The sequence below is a fragment of the Entomoplasma freundtii genome, from assembly GCF_002804205.1.
In the GTDB taxonomy this organism is placed as follows: domain Bacteria; phylum Bacillota_I; class Bacilli_A; order Mycoplasmatales; family Mycoplasmataceae; genus Williamsoniiplasma; species Williamsoniiplasma freundtii.
In genome coordinates this window covers 156,532-174,962 of sequence record NZ_CP024962.1, presented here as the reverse complement: position 1 = coordinate 174,962, position 18,431 = coordinate 156,532, and the positions used below count along the sequence as shown (strand labels likewise).

Annotated in this window: 19 protein-coding genes; 3 read left to right on the top strand and 16 right to left on the bottom strand. The window is 34.5% G+C overall.

Annotated elements, in window-relative coordinates; genetic code table 4:
• Positions 1-7 precede the first annotated feature (7 nt).
• The 12 genes from rpsQ to EFREU_RS00640 all read right to left on the bottom strand — a co-directional run bounded on the left by rpsQ (position 8) and on the right by EFREU_RS00640 (position 7,087).
• Positions 8-268: a 30S ribosomal protein S17 gene (rpsQ, locus tag EFREU_RS00695; protein ID WP_198507969.1), complete on the bottom strand. Its 261-nt coding sequence runs from the start codon at positions 266-268 to the stop codon at positions 8-10.
• Entirely contained in the window at positions 265-666 is a 402-nt protein-coding gene (rpmC, locus tag EFREU_RS00690) for a 50S ribosomal protein L29 (RefSeq protein ID WP_100609127.1), read from the bottom strand. The genes rpsQ and rpmC overlap by 4 nt, the downstream gene beginning before the upstream one ends.
• Positions 659-1,078 carry a 50S ribosomal protein L16 gene (gene rplP, locus EFREU_RS00685; protein WP_100609126.1) on the bottom strand — a complete coding sequence of 140 codons (420 nt, stop codon included), beginning with the start codon at positions 1,076-1,078 and terminating at the stop codon, positions 659-661. The genes rpmC and rplP overlap by 8 nt, the downstream gene beginning before the upstream one ends.
• Before the next feature lies 1 nt (position 1,079).
• The gene (gene rpsC / locus EFREU_RS00680; RefSeq protein ID WP_100609125.1) at positions 1,080-1,868 is read right to left on the bottom strand and encodes a 30S ribosomal protein S3; all 789 of its coding nucleotides are present in this window, start codon (positions 1,866-1,868) and stop codon (positions 1,080-1,082) included.
• Between the two features lie 18 nt (positions 1,869-1,886).
• Positions 1,887-2,225 carry a 50S ribosomal protein L22 gene (rplV, locus tag EFREU_RS00675; protein ID WP_100609124.1) on the bottom strand — a complete coding sequence of 113 codons (339 nt, stop codon included), beginning with the start codon at positions 2,223-2,225 and terminating at the stop codon, positions 1,887-1,889.
• Between the two features lie 12 nt (positions 2,226-2,237).
• Positions 2,238-2,504 (bottom strand): 30S ribosomal protein S19, encoded by a 267-nt coding sequence (gene rpsS / locus EFREU_RS00670; protein WP_100609123.1) that lies wholly within the window; start codon positions 2,502-2,504, stop codon positions 2,238-2,240.
• A gap of 12 nt (positions 2,505-2,516) precedes the next feature.
• Complete coding sequence (rplB, locus tag EFREU_RS00665) at positions 2,517-3,356, bottom strand: 50S ribosomal protein L2 (protein ID WP_100609122.1); 840 nt, start codon at positions 3,354-3,356, stop codon at positions 2,517-2,519.
• Between the two features lie 64 nt (positions 3,357-3,420).
• Positions 3,421-3,726, bottom strand: a complete 306-nt coding sequence (rplW, locus tag EFREU_RS00660) for a 50S ribosomal protein L23 (protein ID WP_100609121.1) — start codon at positions 3,724-3,726, stop codon at positions 3,421-3,423.
• Complete coding sequence (rplD, locus tag EFREU_RS00655; RefSeq protein WP_100609120.1) at positions 3,726-4,352, bottom strand: 50S ribosomal protein L4; 627 nt, start codon at positions 4,350-4,352, stop codon at positions 3,726-3,728. Before rplD ends, rplW begins: the two co-directional genes overlap by 1 nt.
• A gap of 8 nt (positions 4,353-4,360) precedes the next feature.
• Positions 4,361-5,044, bottom strand: a complete 684-nt coding sequence (rplC, locus tag EFREU_RS00650; RefSeq protein WP_100609119.1) for a 50S ribosomal protein L3 — start codon at positions 5,042-5,044, stop codon at positions 4,361-4,363.
• A 60-nt stretch (positions 5,045-5,104) separates the two neighbouring features.
• A complete protein-coding gene (gene rpsJ, locus EFREU_RS00645) occupies positions 5,105-5,413 on the bottom strand; it encodes a 30S ribosomal protein S10 (protein WP_100609118.1) in 309 nt (102 codons plus the stop codon).
• A gap of 543 nt (positions 5,414-5,956) precedes the next feature.
• Entirely contained in the window at positions 5,957-7,087 is a 1,131-nt protein-coding gene (locus EFREU_RS00640; RefSeq protein WP_100609117.1) for a hypothetical protein, read from the bottom strand.
• 613 nt (positions 7,088-7,700) lie between these two features.
• Between EFREU_RS00640 and EFREU_RS00635 the strand changes: the two genes are divergently transcribed.
• From EFREU_RS00635 to EFREU_RS00625, 3 genes are all read left to right on the top strand, one after another.
• Positions 7,701-9,362, top strand: a complete 1,662-nt coding sequence (locus EFREU_RS00635) for a hypothetical protein (protein ID WP_100609116.1) — start codon at positions 7,701-7,703, stop codon at positions 9,360-9,362.
• A 407-nt stretch (positions 9,363-9,769) separates the two neighbouring features.
• Complete coding sequence (locus tag EFREU_RS00630; protein ID WP_100609115.1) at positions 9,770-10,903, top strand: hypothetical protein; 1,134 nt, start codon at positions 9,770-9,772, stop codon at positions 10,901-10,903.
• Between the two features lie 238 nt (positions 10,904-11,141).
• A complete protein-coding gene (locus tag EFREU_RS00625; protein WP_100609114.1) occupies positions 11,142-12,836 on the top strand; it encodes a hypothetical protein in 1,695 nt (564 codons plus the stop codon).
• Positions 12,837-12,949: 113 nt separating this feature from the next.
• Here EFREU_RS00625 and EFREU_RS00620 read toward each other — a convergent pair whose 3' ends face one another.
• The 4 genes from EFREU_RS00620 to EFREU_RS00605 form a co-directional block, all read right to left on the bottom strand.
• Positions 12,950-14,146 carry a papain-like cysteine protease family protein gene (locus tag EFREU_RS00620; RefSeq protein WP_100609113.1) on the bottom strand — a complete coding sequence of 399 codons (1,197 nt, stop codon included), beginning with the start codon at positions 14,144-14,146 and terminating at the stop codon, positions 12,950-12,952.
• Between the two features lie 194 nt (positions 14,147-14,340).
• A complete protein-coding gene (locus tag EFREU_RS00615; protein ID WP_100609112.1) occupies positions 14,341-15,552 on the bottom strand; it encodes a C39 family peptidase in 1,212 nt (403 codons plus the stop codon).
• A gap of 307 nt (positions 15,553-15,859) precedes the next feature.
• Entirely contained in the window at positions 15,860-17,074 is a 1,215-nt protein-coding gene (locus tag EFREU_RS00610; RefSeq protein WP_100609111.1) for a papain-like cysteine protease family protein, read from the bottom strand.
• Between the two features lie 149 nt (positions 17,075-17,223).
• Entirely contained in the window at positions 17,224-18,417 is a 1,194-nt protein-coding gene (locus EFREU_RS00605) for a papain-like cysteine protease family protein (protein ID WP_100609110.1), read from the bottom strand.
• Positions 18,418-18,431: the final 14 nt, after the last annotated feature.

Below are 18,431 nucleotides of genomic sequence, written 5' to 3'. Positions count from 1 at the left end.
TGCGCTCCTATAACACAGCTTTTTCTACAACTTTCACTAAACGGAAGTTTTTAGTGGCTGCCAATGGACGGGTTTCCATAATTTCTACTTTGTCCCCGATTTTGGCAATTTCGTGTTCGTCATGTGCTTTATATTTTTTTGAATATTTCATACGTTTGTGGTAGATTGGGTGGTTTTTGTAAGTTTCAACTAAAACGGTAATTGTTTTATCCATCTTGTCTGAGACTACAGTCCCAACAAGAACTCTTCGTTTATTTCTTTCCATTATTTGTTGACTCCTTCATCTTCCCCATTTTTCATCGCTTCTGCAAGCGCTTCTTCATCTAGACCACCGAATTGTTCTTTTTGTAATTCTTCAAGTTTTTCAAGTTGTTTTTTGCGAACTGCTTTACCGGTTTTTTCAGCTTCAGCAACCGCTTTTTGGTAATCACCCTTTAGAGTCTTATTGACATTTTCACCAGCACGGCGTTTTTCTCCTAAGACTAACTCAATACGAGCGATTTCTTTTTTCAATTCGTTAATACGGTGAGTTTTTTCTAAACTTCCAACAGCGGCTTGAAATTTTAAAGCAAAAAGTTCGGCACGGAAGTTCTCACCAGTAACTAGTAATTCATCCACTGGTTTAAGACGTAATTCTTCCATATGTTTCATTGTGGTTTTAGCCATTTAACTCACCTCTTTTCACAAATTTACATTTGATAGGCAATTTATGCATTGCTAAACGCAAAGCTTCACGAGCGATTTCCTCGCTTACCCCTGCGATTTCAAACATAACTGTCCCTTTTTTAACAACTGCCACTCACGATTCAGGGTTCCCTTTTCCAGATCCCATACGTACTTCAGCAGGTTTTTTTGTACGTGATAATTGTGGGAAAATACGAACTCATACTTTTCCATCACGTTTCATGTAACGCGTCATTGCAACACGGGCTGCTTCAATTTGATGGTCATCAATTCATGCCCCATCAAGAGCCATTAACCCATATTCACCAAAATCAACTTTTTTTGCCCCTTTGGTTTTTCCTTCATAACTAACGCGGTGAGGTTTACGATATTTTGTTTTTTTGGGCATTAACATACTATCTTGTTCCTCCCTTTACTTCTTCTTTGCTCCCTTGGCGGTTAATGTTACCATTTCCATTTTCGTGAGCTACTTTTGCATTACGGTTAGAGTTGTAGTTTGAGTTATGGGTGTTAGTGTTAGTGTGAAAGTTGTTTGAACGTTTCTTTTCCAACACTTCCCCATGGTTAATTCAAACTTTAACTCCGATTTGACCATAAGTTGTTTTAGCTTCGTAAAGTGCGTAGTCAATATTGGCGCGAAGAGTTGCCAATGGTACTGAACCTTCTAGATAACCCTCGGTACGAGCCATTTCTACGCCCCCAAGACGACCAGAAACTGAAGTTTTAATTCCTTTAACTCCTGGTGTTTTCAAGGCACGACGAATTGCTAATTTTTGTACTGTTCTAAATGAAGCACGGTTGGTAATTTGTTCTCCAATTCAACGTGCTACCAAAGCAGCATCGCCATCTGGATGTTCAACAGCCACAACTTTGATGTTAATTTGGATTTTACGATCTTTCAAAATCTTGCGAACTGCTAGAGTAATGTCTTCAAGGCGTTTATTATTTTCACCCATTACCATTGCTGGACGAGCAGTTTTAATAACTAAAGTCACATTCTTTGAAGTTCTTTCAATTGTGATTTTTGAAATGGCAGCGTCTTTCAAGAGCTTCATTAAGGTTTCACGAATTTTAATATCTTGATTTAATCAAGTAACGTATTGACCTTTTTCAGCATATCAACGCTCTTCTCAATCACGGTTGATTCCTAAACGTAAAACGTTTGGTGATACTTTTTGTCCCATATTCTGATCCTGCCCTTCCTATTTCATTTCGTCACTAACAACAATTGTGATGTGACTAGTTCTTTTTAAAATTTCAAATGCGCGCCCTTGTGCACGAGGACGGAAACGTTTTAAAGTTGGTCCTTCGTTTACATAAGCGGTTTTGATGTATAAACGGTCAGCTTCCATTCCGTTGTTATTAACAGCGTTAGCGATAGCTGAGTTTAAAAGTTTTAAAACTGGTTCACTAGCCGCTTTATCCAAATTGTTTAGGATTGAAACTGCTTGTGAAACTGGTTTATTACGAATGGTATCTACTACTAAACGAACTTTACGAGGAGAGATACGAATCATGCTTAATTGTGCTTTTGCTTCCATTTGCCTACTCTCCTATCTTTTTCCTTTGTCACTTCCATGGCCACCAAACTTACGAGTTGGTGAGAACTCACCAAGTTTGTGACCAATCATATCTTCAGTGACATAAACTGGAATAAATTCTTTCCCGTTATAAACCGCGAAAGTATGACCCACAAATTGAGGGAAAATTGTCGAACGACGTGATCAAGTTTTAATCACTTCTTTTTTATCACCCATTGTTTCTACCTTTTTCAAAAGATAGTCATCAACAAAGGGACCTTTTTTTAATGATCTAGACATTGCTTCTCCCTCCTATTTATTACGTTTTCTAACGATTAATTTTTGTGAAGCTTTTTTCTTGTTACGAGTTGGAACCCCTAAAGCTGGTTTTCCTCAAGGGGTAACAGGTTTGCTACGACCAATTGGGGCACGACCTTCTCCCCCTCCATGAGGGTGATCGTTAGGGTTCATAACTGAACCTCTGACAGTTGGACGAATTCCTTTTCAACGGTTACGACCAGCTTTTCCTCAGTTAACTAAGCTATGTTCAGCATTACCAACTTCACCAATTGTGGCATAGTTAGTTGCTAAAACCTTTCTTACTTCTCCTGAGCTTAGACGAATAGTGACATATTTACCATCTTCGTCTTTTCCTAATAATTGAACGAAGGCTCCAGCACTGCGGGCCATTTGTCCACCTTTACCAGGTTTTAATTCCACGTTGTGAATTAAAGTTCCTTCCGGAATATTTTTTAGTGGTGCGGCGTTCCCAACTTTAATGTCGGCGTTTTCCCCAGCAATAACTGTTGTTCCCACAGTCATCCCTTTGGCAAAAAGAATGTAGCGTTTTTCTCCATCAGCATAGTTAACTAACGAAATAAAAGCATTTCTATTTGGGTCATATTCAATGGAAGAAATTGTTCCAGGAATATCATGTTTGTTACGTTTGAAGTCCACAACACGGTATTTACGTTTATGTCCTCCCCCTTGATGGCGAGTAGTAATGCGACCTTGGTTATTACGACCACCATTTTTGTTTAATGACTCCAATAATGATTTTTCAGGGCGGTCATTAGTTAACACACTCTGGTAATCAATTGTTGTCATATTACGGCGCCCATTTGTGGTTGCCTTATATTTTTTAATTGCCATATTAAATCCCTTCTATAGCTTTTAATAAGTCTGATTTACAATAGGTATCTTGGGAAAGATTTTTCTATAAATCATTTAGGACATCTAATTGTTGTCCTTCTTTTAATGTAATAAATGCTTTTTTGTAGTTATTAGTTTTTCCTGCGGAAAAGTTTTGACCACGGCCACGACGTCCGGCAACTTTGATTTTTCCATCATAGTTAGCAGTACGAACTGAAGCGACTTTTACTTCGAAAATTTCTTCAAAAGTTTTTTTAATTTGAGTTTTGTTAGCTTTTTTAGCAACCAAGAAGGTGTAAACGCCGTTTTGGTGTCCTAAAAAGCTTTTTTCAGTTAAGACTGGTTTTTGAATTACTTCAGTTAAATGCATTAGGCGTAAACCTCCTCAATAGCTTGAACAGCTTCTTCAGTGATTAACAATTTATTAGCATTTAAAAGGTCAAATACATTCAATTGATGGGTATTTAAAGTTTTAACTTTTGATAAATTGTTTGCTGATTTGATAACTAAATCTTCTTTTTCTTTAGTAATAATTAAAGTTTTGTCATCATTTAAATCTAAATTTTTCATTACTTCAACCATATCTTTTGTTGATGGAGTAGTAAATTCAAATTTTTCTAAAATTGTTAAGTCGTTTCCTTTAGCTTTTAACGATAATACTGATTTAAAGGCTAAGGCACGAACTTTTTTGTTGACCGATTTTTTGTAATTAATGTCTGGTGTAGGACCAAAGACAACTCCTCCACCTCTTCATTGAGGAGCACGGATTGAACCTTGACGTGCACGTCCAGTTCCCTTTTGGCGTCATGGTTTACGACCCCCTCCAGAAACTTCGGCGCGTGTTTTTACTTTACGGGTTCCTTGTCTCAAAGCAGCTTGTTGGGCGACAACCGTATCGTAGATTGATTGTTCGTGAGGTTCAATTGCTCAGACTTGGTCGTTTAAAACTAAATCTTTAACTTTTGTTCCTTTAACATCTAATACTTGAACTTTCATGACGCCTCCTATGCTTTTTCTTCAACTTCTGGTTTAGAAGTTCTATTTACTAATTTTGCTGCTTGATTATTAGTACGACCCTTAGCGTTTTCTTTAATTACGATAAATTGGTTTTTTGGTCCTGGGATTGATCCTTTGATTAACATTAGGTTTTGTTGGTTATCAACTAACACTACTTCCAAGTTTTGGATAGTTCGTTGGGCATGCCCCATGTGACCTGGCATTTTCTTTGATTTGAAAATACGGTTAATGATGGCTCCCATCGAACCAACTCCACGGTGGTATCCTGATCCATGACCCATTGGTCCACGAGCGTAGTTATGACGCACGATTGATCCTTGGAAACCTTTTCCTTTTGAAGTTCCGGTTACATCGACGAATTGACCTGCACTAAAGATATCCTCTGGTAAGATTTCGCTGCCTTGAGCAAATCCTTCCATGTTACGAATTTCTTTTACGAAGCGCTTAGGTGCAGAATTGGCCTTTTTGAAGTGGCCAGCTTCAGGTTTATTTACTAAGTTTTCTCTCTTGTCTTGAGCACCAAGTTGTAAAGCTTGATAACCGTCTGTTTCAAGAGTTTTAACTTGTAAAACGGTGTTAGGAAGTACTTCAATTGCGGTTACTGGAATTAATTTTCCATTTTCACCGAAAACTTGAGTCATCCCTAATTTACGTCCTAAGATTCCTTTCATTTTATCCTCCTAATTTAATAGTGTGTTTCATGTACATTTTGGTCAACTTTAAATCGATAATTATAATTTAATTTCGATTTCAACACCTGATGGCAATTTAACACGTTTTAGGGTGTCAATTGTAGTTGGTGTTGGGTTTAAAATTTCAAGTAATCTTTTGTGTGTTCGCATTTCGAATTGTTCACGAGAATCTTTGTACTTGTGAACAGCACGTAAAATGGTAATAACTTGTTTATCAGTTGGTAAAGGAATTGGTCCAACAACTTTGGCTCCAGTTCCTTCAGCAGCTTCAATAATTTTGCGAATACTTTGGTCTACGATTGCATGATCGTAACCTTTTAACTTAATTCTCATTTTTTGATCTGCCATGGTTCTCCTTTATTATTTTTCACGACAACTCTTTCCAGCGTATCGTAATTTTCGCACACAAAACATACATGCAAGTAAGAATATAACATTTTTAGACACAAAAATAAAGGGTTTTTTGTAGATAATTTTTGTAAACGTGAGGCAAATAATAAATTAAAAACCCGCTTTTTTAGCGGGTTTTTAATTTATTATTCATTTTTCCAAGGATGAAGACTAAAGGGAAATAAATCTTTGTTTTAAAGAACAAGAATTTACTTATTAAACAATTTTAGGCAATTAAATGATTCACAAAATTGTGGAGTTCTTTTTCAAACCTGGCTGGCCTAATTTTTAAGATTTAAATTTAAACAATAGCAAAAGTTTGCCACAAGTTCATTCCACCTGTTAAATCTCTAAAATGGTTTCTACCAATATTTGGTTTCGCATGGTTTTGATGAGAATTTTTTAGTTATTTATAGTTGTCCGTCCATAAAACCCCAAGTTTTAAGTTATTAAGCCTTATAAACTAATTAACGTAAACTAACTAACAACAATTTCTAATTATTAAGATCTTTTTATTAAGGTGATTACTTTTCCCGTCTCTAGTTCGATTCTTCCTGCAAGGCGTTGGCTTTTTGTAGACACCGTTGCTGATCCATAAAATTTAATTACCAAATCCAACTCGCTGGAAGCGGTTATCTCAATTGAGATACGGTAACGGACAAGGGTAACAATAACTTCTTGAACCGTTTCATCAGTTCATTTTCCAAGTTCTATAAAATCACTTCGTCAACCATCACCATCAACTTCATCAGGAATTTGGTCCATTGAAATGTCTAACCCATCCGTTTGAGCCACATCGCCATTAATCTTCGAGAGTTTTAAAGAAAGGTTTGGTAACGACAATTTTTCAAAAGTTGATTTGAATCTCGGAATATCGCGGAGCGAAGTTTGAAAAGTTAGGTTTTCTTCACTTGTGCCCAAAAGATAATCTAGGCCATCATCCAGGTTGGTTTTAGTCACTTGAAAACCTTCATGATCAATCGTTACCACTTTTGTAGGTTCTTTAAATGTTGGCTCGTCAAGACCTATTACGTAAGACTTATTTTGACCATAAAAATTAAGATCCCTTGCTAAACTCGTTTCTTCTTCACCAGTAATTGGGTTTAAATAGTAAAAAACCGAGTGCCAAGGATTAGTTTCATTTTCTCTAATACCAATTAATAAGGCTGCTGATGATCTTTTTTCTCCTTGATTCCCCAAAATCATTGGGTCACCCGATTGTAAAGAGTGGCTTAAATATTGGATGAATTCATGTGCCTCTTTTAAGCTTGTTCCGAAATGGACTCCCAAATCTGTATAAATATAATTTTCCGAAACTTGATTCTTTAATCAAGATTCAATTTTAACACTTGGTAATAGTTCGTTGTCAACACTACTAATTCCCATAACATCTTTTAGTTCATTGTAGATAGCCTCTTGATTTTCGAAATTCGTATTGTTTTTTGCACCCAAGAGACATTGGAGACACGAAACAAATTTGTAATTGTCCTGTTCTGCTTTGGTAATTTTTAAGTCAAGTTTAATTAGGTCTTGAGTTCCTGTGTCAAAATTTTGGGTAGTTAAGGTAGTGGCGATAGCCATTGGTGAGGCGCCAACCAAAGCTGGAAAACAACTAAGCATTAGTAATTTCATAATTTTAAACTTCCTTTCATAGAAATCTCGAGTTTTAAAGTAATGGATTCATTAATTTCACTCCTTGAAATCTAATAAATTCAAGATGGATAGTTTTAATAAGAGAGATTATCAAAAATTTTTAAGTCTCTAGGAACATAAAAAACAAAAATAATTATAGTGAAGTGGCGACTAGGTGGTAATTCCTAGCCACAATTTAAAAGGTTTAACCGAAATGTCTTCAGTTGTAGCTATAGTTTTCTTTACATATTTAACATGGATTCACGCCGTAACGAGCGTCTTAATTATTAATAAACCTCGTGAGTGAAGAATTAATAATTTTTCATAAGCTTAACCCCCATTTTCCAAAGAATACTATATAGAAGGCTGAGGGGTCTAACCTCTATCCTTCTATAACTTCAATTATGTTCTCAAGTAAGAAAAATAGGGGGAAAAATTTTACTAAAGGTACCTTGATTAACACTTTTTTAGTGGGAGAATTGAAACGAAGAGTAAGACACTTGTTAAAAGAAAGCTTTGAGGGAAAGCAAAAACTTCATCTTCGTATAAAAAGTAATTAACGCAGTTTAACTAACCTTAGAAATTTTTAAGAAAAAGAAAAAAGGAGTCTAAAATGACCAAACTATTGTTATTACTCACCGCGTCCTTAGGACCGGCACAAATTGTTCCCCTTTTAGTCACAAATAACCAACACCAAAATCAAATTGCCGACGACACACCATTCCAAGATTCTCAACTAAATGTTTATACTACCAAGATGGAATCAGGTATCGTCAATAGCATAGCAGCTTCACTTAATAATTTATTTAGGCATAAAAATAGTTTCTCAAATTCCCAAATGGAAATTCAACAAAAACTTCAAGAAATAACTGGCAATTCAAAAGAAATTAATCTTTCTGGTTATGAAAAACAAGTTGAAGAATGAATTAATGACTTAGGGGATTATACGCGTTATTTTACTTTTGGAGTGGAAAAAGTGAGTGTTGACTTACTAACGGATGAAAATTTGGCAAAAACCCTACTTTATTCAATCGGTTGAAAAAGACAACCAATCATCCTGCAATCAAAATCAACCTCTTTTCTAGTTATGGGATATATGCATAATACTCTTTTTGTTACTAATCACGACAACTACGATAGAGTTTATCTTGACTCTGATCAAGTTATAAAGGAATTATTAAGTGACGAAGGCAACGAAATATTTATTATTGCTGATAAAAATGCCTTAAGGACATTAAAAGGACAACCAAGAGTAGCGGATGAAATTGCTCTTATTAAACAAGAAACATCTTATTATCACTTTACGGCCGCTCTTCTTAGTCTTCTAAAGGGTTACCATAAAACCGGAAACCAAACTGAGGTGTATAAATGATTAAGGCAAATTACCAACACTCCAGACGATGTTGAAGGAATTGTTATTAGGGATCAAGAAATTTCCGATATTATCAATAGTCAAACTTCAGCAAATTTCGGAACTTTTAATTTAGGTGAAGGTTTTGGAATTATGAGAGATGAAATAGTTGCTTTTAATAAAAGCATCGAAGAATCACTTAATAAAGGCAACCCCTTGATTTTGACCAATCAAGCGCATTCGTTTGTGATTTCGGAAATCACGATTAATCAAGAGGACCCTTGAAAGACTATGATTACTGGAATGAATCCAGAAAAAGGAGAAATGGTCACAGTATCATGCCAAAGGCTTACATGGTTTAATCGTGAAAATAGTTATTTAATTGGCGAAAAAGAAGCCATTAGCCAAAATATTAATATTAAAAATACGGAAGTCGCCATTGAACAAAAAGTAGTTGAAATGAGTAACCTAGAAGGTGGTTTAGATACGATTGCCTTTGAAAGTCAAATTAATCTAACTACTTTAACTTCAATCCCCGATGTTCCAAAAATTAAACAAAAAATCGTTTCCTTTGAATTACCTGATTTTAGTGCCCAAATTTTCAAAATTAATGGTAGCACCGAAGAAAAAAGAGGCTTAACTATTGAAACAACAAACTTCCCCGATGCCGATGTTGAACATTGAAAAAGTGAAACTAAGCAAGTTTTTGACTTTGAAGATCGAACTAGTAAAGAAAAAATTAGGACCTGAGTAAAATATAGAGTGATAATCAACCAAGATTGATTAGGTGATTTAACCTTGACAATCCAAGTTTTAGTCGGGGCTGAAGTAACAATTAATGGGGTTCACCATGATAACGAACAACGTTTGTTAGGTAAAGTCACCCTTGATAGTGGCAAAATAGTTAAATTGAATCGGCAATAAAAATAAAAATTCTCTCATAAAGAGAATTTTTATTTTTGGGTCGTTTAAAAACATGACTCTTCAAATTAGTCATTAACTGAACTTATTTTGATTTATACCAAATTCAATTAGTCTTTATCAACGAAAGAAGTGCTGTCTTATTTCAGAGGCTATTTTTCTTAATTAAATGAGTTTATTTTTTTAAATATCGTAGTGAAACTTTAGAGACGTAATAATTTCCTTGACTAACAATTTTTTGGTGAGAGAATTTAGGCGAGAGGGAACAAACACTTAAAAGTTAAGGTTGCAAAGTTAGACCCAGGATAGTGCAAAGGAGCAAAAAGTAATAAACTTTAGACTTAAGAATGAGAACTTAGGAATTAAGCGATATTTATAAATTTTGATAATTTCATAAAAAGGAGTCTAAAATGACAAAACTATTATTATTGTTATCAACCACCTTGGCTCCACTGCAAGGGACACCATTATTAATAGATATTATTCAAACACAAAAAAATGATTTAAATTGAGAAGCTATGGAAAATGGCAATGTTGGTCTTGTCAAGCAAGATCTACCTTATTACCATCTTCCAGCCACTGTTAAAAGTATCTTAACCGCTTTTGATGTTAACCTTACACAAAACGAAATCTATAAATCTTTAAGACAAATTACTGGCACACCCGATGATATTGAAGGCGTGATAATAAAAGACCAAGAAATATCAACTTATATTAACGAATTCGTTTCAAAGGATTTTGGTACTTTTAATCTTGGCGAAGGTTTCGGAATTATGAGAGACGAAATCATTGCTTTTAATAAAAGTATTGAAGAGTCAATCACAAAGGGATATCCACTAATTTTAACGAACCAATCCCATTCATTTGTGATTTCTGGCATTGCAATTAATGAAAAAAACCCATGGTTAACTATTGTGACCGGGATGAATCCAGAAAAAGGAAAAATGGTGGACGTGACTTGCCAAAGGCTAACATGGTTTAATCGTGAAAATACCTATTTAATAGGTGAACAAGAAGCAATTAAAAATAACGTGTCAGTTAAAAGTTCAGAAGTAGTTTTAGAACCAAAAGTGGTCGAAATGAATAATCTTGAAGATGGTTTGAATGTTAAAGCTTTTGAAATTGAAATTAATTTAACCGAAATAACTTCCTTACAAAATATTTCAAAAATAAAGCAAGGTCTTAGTGCCTTTGAGTTACCAAATTTTCATACTCAAATTGCTAAAATCGATGGTAATTATGAAGAAAAAACCGGTTTGGTCTTAAACACCGCGGAGCTACCAGATATAGATGTGCAACATTGGCAAGGTGAAGTCAAATCAATCTTGGAATTTGAAGATAAAACAGCAAAAGAAAAAATTAAAACTTGAGCAAAATCTCGAATGATAATTGATCAGGATTTTTTAGGCGATTTAAATTTAACTATTCAAATTTTTGCTGGAGCAGATGCTGGTAAAAATAACGAAATGAATACTGGATCACAACGCTTAACTGGCAAAGTAAATTTTAATAGTGGTGAAATATTTAAGTTGAATCGTTATTAGAACAAGTTTTCATGATTGTCATTATTCTTGGAAGAAAGTAAATTTCTTCTTAATTTTTCATTTTTTAAACTACCTATTTCTTTATTTGAAAATGAAAAAGAAAAACCGCAGAAAAACTAAAACTATTTGATGATGATTTACTAAAAACAGCCGAGAAGCTGGATACTTTAAAAATTAGAGAGGCCAAATTAGTCAGAGATAAGTCAAAAAATAACAATTTTTATTGAAGGAGTTTACAATGACTAAATTATTGTTATTACTATCAACAACCTTGGTGCCTATTCAAGTGAGTCCCTTATTAGTAACTAATTTCCAAAATAAAAATGTAACGACTAACGCCTTTAAAGAAAACAATGCTTCCAAGCCACAAACTTTGGAAAAGCTAGAAATGACTGTAAGTGCACGATTTTATAGCGATGGCCAATTAGCTGCTTCACTTTATGATCTATTTATTCATAACGACATTAGCAATCTTGAGCAAAAGGAAATTCACCAAAAACTGCAAAGTCTTACTAGAGTTAACGTTGGCGTGGATCTCTTGGATCATGAAAAAGAAGTTGAAGAGTGAATTAATGAGCAAACCAATAAAGACGATTATTTTAAAATCAGGAACTTTGAAGGAAAATATTTAGATGATTTCACTTATCGAGAAGTTTTTATAAAAGCTCTTAGCAACTCCATAAACGAGCAAAAACAGCCAATCATTTTACAATCAAAAGGTGATTGTTTCCTAATTTTGGGTTATGATTCAGAAACACAAGAGTTTTTTGTTGGCGATTCCGATAAAAATGGGAGTAAGGAATGAATGGAAGGAGTCGAGTTGCTCGAAAGGTTGAAATTCGAATCCGAAGTGGCACCAATCTTTATTATTGCGGCAAAAGATACTTTAAAAATCTTAGGTTCTGAACCAAGAGAAGTTGGTAAAGTTGGATTGGTAAAACAAGAACTATCTTATTATCATTTGCCAGCCGCAATGAAAAGCCTATTGGCAGCCCATGGTTTAGACTATTCTCAGAATGATTTATATAAAGAATTAAGAAAAATTACCGGTACACCCGGTAACACCGAAGGCATAATAATTAAGGACCAAGAAGTTTCTGATTACATTAATAAATTAACTTCAGCTGACTTTGGAACTTTCAATCTTGGCCAAGGTTTCGGAATTATGAAAGATGAAACAGTGGCCTTTAATAAAAGTATTCAAGACTCACTTAAAAAAAATCATCCGTTGATTTTAACAAATCAAACGAATTCCTTTGTAATTTCTGAAATTGAAATTAACGAAAAAAATCCTTGGTTATCAACGATTACCGGAATGAATCCAGAAAAAGGAAAAATGGTAGAAGTAACTTGTCAAAGACTCACATGGTTTAATCGTGAAAATACCTATTTAATAGGAGAAAAAAGCGCAATTGAAAATAATGTCTCTGTTAAAAGTTCAGAAGTAGCAATTGACCAAAAGATTGTCGAGATGAATAATCTCGAAGATGGGCTAGATGTGAAAGCCTTTGAAATAGAAATCAACCTAACAGAATTAACATCGGTTCAAAATATATCAAGAATAAAGCAAAACCTAGTTTCCTTTGAATTACCAGAATTTAGTACCCAAATTTTCAAAATTGATGGCAATTTAGAAACAAAAACAGGACTAGTCTTATCAACTAATGAGTTACCAGATTCAGATGTTCAACATTGAAAGGGAGAAATCAAATCAGTTTTGGAATTTGAAGATGAAACGACCAATGAAAAAATTAAAACGTGGGTAAAGTCGCGAATAATAATTGATCAAGATTTTTTAGGAGATTTAAATTTAACTATTCAAATTTTAGTCGGAGCAGAATCAAAACAAAATAAAACTCAAGAAGATAGCCAACGCTTAACTGGCAAAGTAAATCTTAATAGTGGCAAAATATTTAAAGTAAATCGCAATTAGAATTAAAAAATTCTCCTCGCAAGGAGAATTTTTTAATTTAAAGCTGAAAAAGTATTGAATTGCTTTATTTGTCAGTCATTAATAAAACAAATAGTTTTTATTTTCTAACATCTTTACGAAATATTCAAATTTCTTTGAAGAATCAATGTCTCACCACTACTAATTTTGACACGGCCCTTTAATTCGTTAGGACTAACCTCATTAGTTTTGTAACTATTTTTCGTTACTTTGACACCTCCATAGAAACCTAAATAAAGAGTAAGGTCATTATTTTGTTCCCGTTCTATTAAAATCCATAAACTAACCCAAGTGGCAATTGTTTCACAACCAATGACTTCACTAAAAATATGAATGACTTCATTTTTACTATTTCAATGGTCAATGTTGGTTTTAGGAAATACATCAGTATAGAAACCTAAAGGCTTTTTGATATCGGGATCATCATTTACCTTTTTAATTTCTGAACTGAAACCAGGAAGATTAATCAAACTAAAGGCAGTAGTGAAATAAGAAAAATCAGAAATTCCAGTATGTTTTGTGAGATTTAAGCGTATTTCGCCTGCATAAACTGAAGTATTGTTAGCGGAAATATCTTTTAGTTCTTTGGTAAATGGATCAACAGTTATTCTCACTTGTTGTTTTAAACCAAGCAGGTTGCCATGACCATAAATTTTTATACCGTATTTAAAACTTTGGTGGATATCTTTAGCCATTATGTTATAAGTCAAACCGTCGGCAGGATCCATAAATATGTATTTATCGTACCAAATGTTATCGACACTTTCTTCGTAACCACAAATAACTACGGCATGACCAAGACCAAGGGTTGGATGAATACCCATTAAGAGAGGGGTGTTAAGCGATAAAGAATTCCAAACATAGCTGGAAAAAGCAGCAATATCATCGATTGAAATGCCGAAAGTCACCCTATAGGCATCAAAATTGTAGCGCGCTTTTTTATTAGTGGCCTTATCGATAAAGTTATTCATGTATTCACCAAGTTCTTTATTGGCACTAACACCATTTTCTGATGGCGGTGTATTGGTAACTTGACGAGCTTCTTGAAAAATTTCTGATTGACTTTTATTTTCGGTTCAACCCCAGAATCTAAAAATACTTACCAACGAGGCGGCGACACAATAATCCGAGCCAAGTTGGGTGACAGATGGCACCGATAAAAACACTTTATTTTCTTGGACACTTGGTCCTTGCGCAGAAATACTTGGATTAGTGAGGGAAGTACTAAAAACAGTGTTTATATTTAAACTTCCTAAAAATATAGTTGATAGGGCAAGTAATATTTTTTTCATACCTTACTCCTTTATTTAAGAACCAATGAATTCTAATTAAAATAATGAATTATGCTTTTTATGACTGCTAGTCGCAATTTTAATATATATCAAAAATAACGCATCGAAAAAGTAGAATTAAAGTCATTATTAGTTGATAGAACGAATTATCGCGAAACAAGAATTAAATTTTAAGTCACTTTTAATGAATTTACTTAAGAATTTTGCGGTTGTAAATTTCGTATAATGTTTAATTTAGGACCACTCGTGATTTTTATTCGTCCGGTTAATTCATAATTTGAAGAGTTTAATTTAGAGTTAGCTTCTCGTGTGACTTTAGCAGCACCGTAGAATCGTAAATAAAGGATTAAGTTGTTATTTTGAGCCCGTTCAATTAAAGTTTCCACTCCAACTCAAGTTTTAATAGTCTCACACCCAATAGCTTCGCTAAAAGTGTGGAAAATTGTAAGTGCACTTCGTCATTGGTCGATATTTGTTGAGGGAAATGAATCCAAAAACATCCCAAAACCTGTCAAGACCACCGGATCATCATTCACCTTTTTAATTTCTGCCTGAAGCGAGGGAAGCGAGAGACCCATAAAAGCGGTTGTGAAATAAGAAAAATCAGAAATTCCGGTGTGCTTTGTGAGATTTAAGTGGACTTCGCCTGCAAAAACAGGCACTTCGTTTCCGGGCAAGTCTCGTAATTCATTAGTAAACTGTTCAAGGTCAATTTCTAGACCTCTCTTCGCTGGCAGAATGTTGCCACGACCAATAATTGTAAAACCATATTTAAAAGATCGATGAAGATCTTGGGCCAAAATATTGTAGATTTTTCCATCTGCAGGATCCATTAGGAAGTATTCGTCATATCAATGGTTATCAATACTTTCTTGGTAGCCGCAAAGAATAAGCGAGTGCCCCAAACCACGTTCTGGATGCATTCCTAAAATTAACGGCACGTTGTTTGAGAGAGAATCCCAAACGTAAGTCGAAAAAACCGTAATATCATCTAAAGAAATGCCAAAAGTGATTCCGAGTCCATTAAAAGCATAATTAGCATTTTGGCCAGTTGCCTCGTGGATAAAATTATTTACATAAGTGGCCAACTGGATATTAACCCTTACTCCTTCTTCAGTTGAGGGTGTTTCGGTCACATTTCGAGCTTCTTGAAAAATTTGACCTTGGGTTTTATTTTCTTCCCAACCTCAAAATTTAAAAATACTTACTAATGAAGCGGCGACACAATAATCCTCACCAATCTGTTCTATTCTTGGTACATCTAAAAAGGCTTGCCTGTTTTCATGTGGATCAAAGTTTTGCAACGCCAATGATGTCTTTGTTTGTGAGGGTATGTTAGGAACAAGGGGAGTAAGAGTAGAACTACTAAAAAATAATGCTGTTAAGGTAATTAATAATTTTTGCATAATATTCTCCTTTAGCTAAAACGCAAAATTACAATTTCAAAGACCTCATATTGGTTCACATTAAAACACTTTGTTATACTTTTTGCTTTTTAAAATAATAACGACAAAGCCAAAATATTAGGATAGTTCTAGAATGCCTTTTTCTCCATTTTGAAGAGCCTAACTTGTCAAAAATGAAGCTCTTCTTATGTCCAGATTAGTTTACTAAGAATATAATAGTGAGCATTGTTCCCGAAACTTTTAGGTAGTCTAACTTTCAGAATCTAATAAATAGTAAATGATTGAGAAGGGGGATTTTTATTATTTTCTAGCAAGTGACTTTGTGTGGTTGAAGATTTCTTCTAAGTATTATTGTGGGACCACTACTAATTTTCTGTCTTCCTGTCAATTCGTAATTGACAGCAGTGGGGGTGAAATTTGAATCCCTAGTTACTTGTCAGCCGCCGTAGAATCGTAAGTAAAGCATTAATTCATTGTTTTGAATTCGACTTATTAGTAGTTGGATACTTGTCCAAGTTTTAATTGTTTCGCAACCAATCGTCTCGCCAAAGGAATGAAAAATCGTATTCTGACTTCCCCATTGATCTATATCGGTATTTGGGAAAATGGCAGTGTTAAGACCAAAGGAACTCATTAAGTCAGGGTCATCATTCACTTTTTTAATTTCTGATTTAAAGTCTGGCAAGGAAAGGATGTCAAAGGCAACATTAAAATAAGAAAAGTTAGAAATTCCGGTATGCTTTGTTATATTCAACTGAACCTCACCGGCAAAAGCAGGTATGTTATTGCCTGGCAAATCGCGCAATTCTTTGTCAAAAGGAGTGATCTCTATTTGCAAAGCATCTTTTATTGATGGCATTTTGTCATGTCCGATAAGCGTAAAACCATGCTTAAATGACTGGTGGAGATCTTGGGCCATGATTCAATAAATTTGACCATCAGCAGGGTCCATCATGCCATACTCATCATACCAATGATTGTCAAGACTTTCTTCATAGCCGCAAAGGACGAGGGCATGGCCCAAGCCAGGACTAGGAAACATTCCTACTATAAGTGGTATGTTAATTGATAAAGAATTTCAAACATAGGTCGAAAAAATCTCGATATCGTCTAGAGAGATACCAAAAGTAATATCAATACCGGAGAAACCATAAGTCGCTTCTTGGTTTGTGGTTTGGTGGATGAAATCATTCATATAAATAGCAGTATTGTTGTTAACTCTTATTCCTGATTCAGATGCTGGGGTTTGAGAAACAAGCCGGGCTTCATGAAAAATTTCCTCCTGACTTTTATTTTCGATTCAACCCCAAAATTTAAAAATACTTACTAATGAAGCTGCCACACAATAATCTGCTCCATTTTGAAGTACTGATGGGACGTCTAAAAAAACTTCCTTTTTTTCTTCTTGAGGTTGAGCGGTTTGGGCTAAAATTTTTGTTTGACTAGCGGTGGGCGGAATAATAGAGGCGATGGTAGAATTACTAAAAAATATTGTGGTTAAAGTAATGAGTAATTTCTGCATGCTTGGCTCCTTTATTCTTATAAATATAAAAATTTCAATGAAAAATTAAACTTTCCTTGTTGCTATCATCGGGGTTCACTAGTTTGGTCTATTACTAAAAGAGATAAGGGTGAGACTTATTATATCTATCGCGTTTGGCACGAATAGACTTATGCTTCTAGGTTTCGCCTGAGTATTAAATTTGGACCGCTAATAATTTTTATTCTTCCCGTTAATTCGTAAGGACTTTCAATTTCTTGTAATGTATTATTTTTCGTTACCTTGGCACCTCCATAGAAACGGAAAGAAAGGGTTAAATCATTATTTAATGAACGGTTTATTAAAATTGTTACGCTGATTCAAGTTCTAATTGTTTCACAGCCAATCACTTCACTATAGGCATGTACCAATTTGTTTTCGCTTTTTCAATAATCAACATTTGTATTGGGGAGTAAACTTGTACTAATGCCAAAACATTCTCTTATATCTGGATCATCATTTACCTTTTTAATTTCTGACCTAAAACTGGGGAAGTCAATGCTACTGAAAGCTGTTGAAAAATATGAAAGGTCTGAAATGGCGACGTTTTGGGTTAGGTTAACCGTCACTTCATCAATAAAAATGGGCTTATTGTCTCCTGCAATGCTTTTTAGTTCATCATTAAAGGCCGAAATATCTATAGAAACACCATTATTGATGCCAATCATATTGCCATGTCCAAGAAGCTTAAAGCCATATTTAAAAATTTTGTGTAAGTCTTGAGCAATTACTTCATAAAACTTGCCATCAGTTGGGTCCATAAAGAGGTATTTATCAAACCAATGGTTATCTAAATCTTCTTCATAACCACAAAGAACAACAGCATGACCAAGACCACGATTGGGATGTATACCCATTATAATTGGTGTATTAAGTGACAAGGAATTCCAAACATATGTGGAAAAAATGGCAATGTCATCAAGTGATACTCCGAAAGATATATCAACTCCGTTAAATTTGTAATCCGCTTCTTTGCCAGTTGTCTTCTGAATGAAATCATTGATATAGTTAGCCAAGTCTTTATTAGCTCGAATCCCAGTTTCTCAAGTTGGAGTTTTTGTAATTGCCCGAGCTTCTTGGTAAATTTGGGATTGGGTTTTATCTTTTTCTCAACCTCAAAAACTAAAAAGACTAATAAGCGAAGCAGCGACACAATAATCCGCACCGATTTGTACTATTTGTGGCACTTTCAAAAATAACTTATCTTTTTGGAGTGAATGAGGAGAATTGAAAAGCTGGTTTTGGTGGTTTTGTATGATTGGAAGGGACGTAATTATTGGATTAGTAAGAAATATTGTTAATAAATAACTTAGTAATTTTTTCATATTTATAAACTCCT